This is a genomic window from Bradyrhizobium sp. (assembly GCF_030654605.1).
Classification (GTDB): Bacteria; Pseudomonadota; Alphaproteobacteria; order Rhizobiales; family Xanthobacteraceae; genus Bradyrhizobium.
Map to the genome: position 1 here is coordinate 1 of NZ_JAURXB010000064.1, position 5578 is coordinate 5578.

Here is a 5578-nt window from a genome sequence, read left to right on the forward strand (position 1 = left end):
GAATTCGCAGCCCTGACCGGGAGGAAACATTCGGTTGCACTGCAATCGCCAGCAAAAGCGATCGCCAACGAAAAAGCCCCGGACGATGCCGGGGCTTTTCACTGTAGCGAGCGGCTTTCGCCGAGATCAGTACTTCGCGACCACCGGGCCGCCAAAGTGGTAGTTCACGCCGGCCCGCAGCACGACGTCGGTGACCTTCGAGCTGTAGTCGAAGCGCAGCTGCGGGGCGCTGGTGATCAGCGCGGGGCTGCCCGAGACGCTGCCGTAATCCATGTAGAGGCCCTCGATCTTGCCGGTCCAGTTGCCGCCCAATCGGGCTTCAAGACCCGCACCGATCACCCAACCCCACTTGGTCTGGTCGCTGCTCCAAGCCACGGAGGTCGGAAGCTGTCCGGCGGTGAAGCCGCTGATCACACCATTGGTCTTGATGCCGGCGACCGCGAGACCGCCCGTGACATAGAGGAGCGCGCTCGGAGTGACGAGGGCGCCGACCCGCGGACGGAAGGTCGCGAACCAGGAAATCTCCTGGTCGAAGGTCGTCGTCGGGGCAACGCCAGCAAGTGGTCCTCCAGTAATGGTGCTGCAAGCGCCGCCCACCGGTCCGGTAACGCAAGTGAAGTTGCGACCGCCTTTTTCGTTGGTCCATTGGCCGTCGGCTTCGAGACCCACGACCCAATTATTGAACTGCCAGTTCTTGCCGATCTGGCCGCCGAAGACCCACCCGTCGAGATTGATGTTCCCGCTCTGGGTTGGGCTGAGCTGAACTCCGGTCACGTTGTTGTAGAACGTGCCCGACGTGTCCGACCGGCCCCAGCTATAGCCGCCGTTGACGCCGATATAGAATTTGTCCCAGGTCCAGATTTCAACGATCGGGGGCGGCGCCTTGGTGTAGCGCGGCGCCATATCCGCCGCGGACGCTACGGTAGCTACGGCAGTTGCCGCCATCGCCGTGAACGCCGCGGTCGCAATTGCCTTGATTGTTGAAGCGCGCATGGGAGGCCCTCTCCATAAGATCAAATCAAAACCTGTCGTGAGCCTAGTGGAGATTCCCGGCCTTGGGGATTCCTGGTTGCATCGCGCCCGCATTTTGCTCGCGGATGTTGCAAAAATGCGCCAGTGCGGCGGCAGATGGAGTGACTCCGCGCCCACGCCATTGAAAAATCGATATAATTCAGGTCGATCGCACCAGCGACTTCAGCCAACCCCGGCCAAACAGCAGCAGGATCGAGCCGGCATAGACCGCCGCGCCGGTGACGATCAGGAGCAGCAGCGCCGCTTCGTCGCGCAGCGCGCCCCATTGCGCCATTTGCTGATTTGCGAACCAGGCGGCAGACCACAGCGCGCCCGCCAGCACGATTCCGCACCCGGCGAACTTCGCCATGGACTGCATCAGCGCGCGGTCGAGTTCGAGGTACCCTGCCCGCACCGCGAAGGCGATCACCAGCAGCAGGTTGATCCAGGCGCCGACCGCGGTTGCGAGCGCGAGCCCGACCTGGGCCAATGAGCCGACCAGCGCGATTTTCAGCGCGATATTGACGACGATCCCGGTCAGCGCCGCCTTGACCGGCGTCGCGGTATCCTGGCGGGCATAGAAGGTCGCGACCGCGCTGCGGATCAGCACGAACGGAATCAATCCGATCGCGTAAGCGGCGAGCGTGGCGCCGGCCGCCGCGGCATCGGCCTTCGAGAACGCACCGCGCGCGAACATCGCGCGCATGATGAAGTCGGGCACGGTCAGGAAGGCGGCGACGAACGGCACCGAGAACAGCAGCGTAAAGTCGAACGCCCGCCGCTGCGACGCCATCGCGCCGGCCTGATCGTTCGCCGTCAGGCGCCGCGACATCTCCGGCAGCAGCACGGTGCCGATGGCGATGCCGATCACGCCGATCGGAAGCTGGTTGAGCCGGTCGGCATAATACAGCGCCGAGAGCGCTCCCGCCGGCAGGAAGGTCGCGATGATGGTGTCGGCGAACAGCGCAAGCTGCGTGCCCATCGAGCCGAGCGTCGCAGGCCCCAGCGCGCGAAAGAAGGCGCGGACATCCTCGTCGAGCTTGAGCGGGGCGAATTTCGGCAGGATGCCGCTTTTGGCCGCGTCCCCCGCCAGCAGAAGGAATTCGAGCAAGCCCGCGATCAGGACGCCCCATGCGGCGGCATGGCCGACGCCGGGAAAGAACGCCGCCAGCGCCAGCGTCGCCATCATCGACAGATTGAGGAAAATCGGCGCCGCCGCGTAGCTGGCGAAGCGGTGCATCACGTTGAGCATGCCGCCATACAGCGTCACCAGCGTGACCAGCAGCAGATAGGGAAAGGTGATCCGGGTCAGCTCGACCGCGAGTTCCCCGCGCAGCGGATCGGCGGAAAATCCCGGCGCCAGAATGGCGATCACCTGCGGCATGAACAGCCATGCCACGGCCAGCAACACCAGCTGCGTCAAGAACAGCAGGGTGAAGATGCGATTCGCGAACAGACTGGCGGACGCCGCCCCGCGCTCGCCATGGACATGCGTGTACGCCGGCACGAATGCCGCATTGAAGGCGCCCTCGGCGAAAATCGCCCGGAAGTGATTGGGCAGCCGCAAGGCCACGAAGAACGCGTCGGCCACCGGACCGGCACCGAGGATCGCCGCGAGCATGATGTCGCGCGCAAAACCGGTCAGCCGCGAAAGAAGCGTGAAGCCGCCGACGGTGAAGATACGTCCAAGCATCAGCCGCTTCTACAGCATGCAGCGGCGCTGCAAAATGGCGAAATCAGGATGAAAGCGCGCCGCGCACAGCCTTGATGATCCGCTCCTGCGTCGGCTCGTCGAGATAGGCATGCATCGGCAGGCTGATGACATCCCTGGAAAGCTTCTCGCTCACGGGAAGACCGCCGCTCGCGACCGGAAAATCCCGGTAGGCGGTCTGCTGGTGCAGCGATTTCGGATAGTAGATCGCGGTCGGAATGCCCTGCGCTTTCAATGTCGCCGCCAAGCCATCGCGACCGCCATCCGGAAGCCGGATGGTGTACTGCGCCCATACCGAGGTGCGGTTCTGCTCCACGCGGGGAACGATCACGGCGTTTCCCAGCCCCTCATTGTATCGCTTGGCCGCGGCATTCCTCGCGGCGATCTCATCAGGGAATATCTTGAGTTTCTCGATCAGGATCGCCGCCTGAATCGTATCGATGCGCGCCGTGAGGCCAAGCCTGACGTTATCGTATTTATCGGAGCCCTGGCCATGCACACGCACGCTGCGCAGGGTCTCGGCAAGTTCGGCATCGTCGGTGAAGATGGCTCCGCCGTCGCCATAACAGCCCAGAGGCTTGGCGGGGAAGAAGCTCGTGGCGGTCGCAAGTCCAAACGTTCCCAGCGGTTGTCCCTCATAGGAGGCGCCGAAGCCCTGGGCCGCGTCATCGAGCACGAACATCCCCTCGGCCTCGGCAATCGCCGAAATGGCCTGGTGGTCGGCTGGCTGGCCGAACAGATCGACCGGGATGACGGCCCTCGGCTTCAAGCCCCGCTTTCTTGCCGCCACGATTCCTTCTTTCAAGGAGGCAGGATCGATGTTGAAGGTTGTCTCGTCGACGTCGACAAATACCGGCGTCGCGCCGAGAAGTGCGACCACCTCGCCCGTCGCACAGAAGGTAAACGTCGGGCAGATGACGGCGTCGCCAGGACCGATCTTCTTCGCCATCAACACCATCAGCAACGCATCGGTGCCGCTCGCGCAGGCGACCACATGCTTCGCCCCGCTGAATTCCGCGAGGTCAGCCTCCAGACGCGCCACTTCCGGCCCGTTGATGAACTGGCAATGCGTCAATACCCGAGCGACCGCATCATCGATGCGCTTTCCCAGACGGCGGCGCTGTTCGATAATATCGATGAAGGCGATGGCTTGAGCTGGCGTGTGCTGGTTCATGGAATTCTCTGACGTCAGCCGACGACGCGGCGCGGACCCTTACGGGCGGAAGAGGCGGCCGGCTTTGACGGAGTTTCCAGGCAGCGGATCGCGATTTCGAGGCTGGCGACGCCTTCGTCACCGGTCACCGCCGGCACCGCGCCGGACCGCACCGCGCCAATGAACGAAATCAGTTCGGCGCGCAGCGGCTCGTCATGGCCGACGGGAAGATGGCGCATCGAATAGCTGCCGTCCGGCTTGAAGCCGAAACACTCGGTGACCTGGCGGGTCAAGAGGTCGCCCATCACATATTTGCCGCGGGTCGCAACCGTGACGCTGCGCGCCTTGAACGGCGTCAGCCAGTTGGTGTTGATATGCGCCAGAACGCCGGAGGCGGTGCGGAACTGCAATAGCGCGATATCCTCGCGCTCGGCGATCGCGCTGGACAATTGCGGCTGCACCTCGACGATATCGGACTCGGTGAACCAGCGGATCAGGTCGATGTCGTGCACGGCGAGATCGATCACCACGCCGACGTTCGACATCCGTGGCGGAAACGGGCCGACGCGGGTGATCGCGATCGACAGAATGTCTTCGCCCGCCAGCGCCTGTTTGATGGCGGCGACCGCCGGGTTGAAGCGCTCGACATGCCCCACCATCAGCGTCACGCCGGCGCGGCCGGCCGCGTCGACGATGGCGCGCCCCTCCTCGACGGTGGGGGCGATCGGCTTCTCGACCAGGATATGAATGCCGCGGGCGATGCAGGCGAGCGCGACCTCGTGATGCAGGTGCGTGGGTGCTGCGATGGTCACGGCATCGACGCCCTCCGCGAGCAGTTCGTCGAGACCGGCGAAGGCGCGGCAGCCGGCAAGCTCGGTGGCGCGCGCACGATGCTCGGCCAAGGGATCGACGATCCCGACCAGCGTGGTGTTCGGCAGCCCGGCCAGCACGCGGGCATGGTTGGTGCCCATGACGCCGGCGCCCACGACGCCGACCCGAAGCGCGCGGCTGGCGTCGAATTTGCTGGCGGATACGGAACTTTTGGAAGTCATCAATAACACCCCGAAACAGCAGCGCGGGAATCCCCTGCCCGCGCCGTCGGTCTCTAGCACGCCGCCACAGATGTGGCGAACAAAGCCGAATTGGGCCCAAACACGTTTTGATTCAAAGAATTACAGTCTTTCCCAGCTATTCGCTGCATTAAGTTTGGGTTCGTTCTGCCAGATTCGCTGCATCCAAACCGGTGGGTTCGTTCTGCCGTGCTACGGCGGGCCACCGGATGGACGATTAACTGCGCGCGCTCCATTCCCCGATCCCGAGAAGGCGCGCCGCCGCAAGCAGGCGATCATCGTAACTGGCGAGTAGCACGTCCTGCTTTTGCGCTCGGATAAACTCCAACGCCGCGAGGTGAATCGCGTCCAATGTCCGCACGGCAACGGGAAATGGTTGCAGCGCGCGTTTGAGCACGGGCCCGACCATTTCAATCATCGCGACGCGGCCGATCAGGTTGCGCGCCGCATCACCGTGCGAGCTTTGCAGGCGGCGCGCGTTGATGCGGTTCCAGATTTCGCATTCCAGGAGCCTGCTGGACACCAGCTGCTCGTCCCATAGTTCATCCGGCGGGAAGCGATCTTCTGCCAACAGATAGGCAAGCGCCACCGAGCTGTCGAGATAGATCATCGATCAGCCCGATCGGACTCCAG

5 protein-coding genes are annotated in these 5578 nt (G+C 63.9%); all 5 read right to left on the reverse strand.

What is annotated here, in order from left to right; translation table 11 throughout:
• Positions 1-126 precede the first annotated feature (126 nt).
• The 5 genes from Q7U29_RS05300 to Q7U29_RS05320 all read right to left on the reverse strand — a co-directional run bounded on the left by Q7U29_RS05300 (position 127) and on the right by Q7U29_RS05320 (position 5555).
• The gene (locus tag Q7U29_RS05300) at positions 127-993 is read right to left on the reverse strand and encodes an outer membrane protein (RefSeq protein WP_304739246.1); all 867 of its coding nucleotides are present in this window, start codon (positions 991-993) and stop codon (positions 127-129) included.
• Between the two features lie 178 nt (positions 994-1171).
• Positions 1172-2704 carry a murein biosynthesis integral membrane protein MurJ gene (murJ, locus tag Q7U29_RS05305; RefSeq protein WP_304739248.1) on the reverse strand — a complete coding sequence of 511 codons (1533 nt, stop codon included), beginning with the start codon at positions 2702-2704 and terminating at the stop codon, positions 1172-1174.
• Between the two features lie 43 nt (positions 2705-2747).
• Positions 2748-3896, reverse strand: a complete 1149-nt coding sequence (locus Q7U29_RS05310) for a DegT/DnrJ/EryC1/StrS aminotransferase family protein (protein WP_304739250.1) — start codon at positions 3894-3896, stop codon at positions 2748-2750.
• Between the two features lie 14 nt (positions 3897-3910).
• Positions 3911-4927: a Gfo/Idh/MocA family protein gene (locus Q7U29_RS05315; RefSeq protein ID WP_304739252.1), complete on the reverse strand. Its 1017-nt coding sequence runs from the start codon at positions 4925-4927 to the stop codon at positions 3911-3913.
• Between the two features lie 235 nt (positions 4928-5162).
• Entirely contained in the window at positions 5163-5555 is a 393-nt protein-coding gene (locus Q7U29_RS05320; RefSeq protein ID WP_304739254.1) for a PIN domain-containing protein, read from the reverse strand.
• Positions 5556-5578 lie beyond the last annotated feature (23 nt).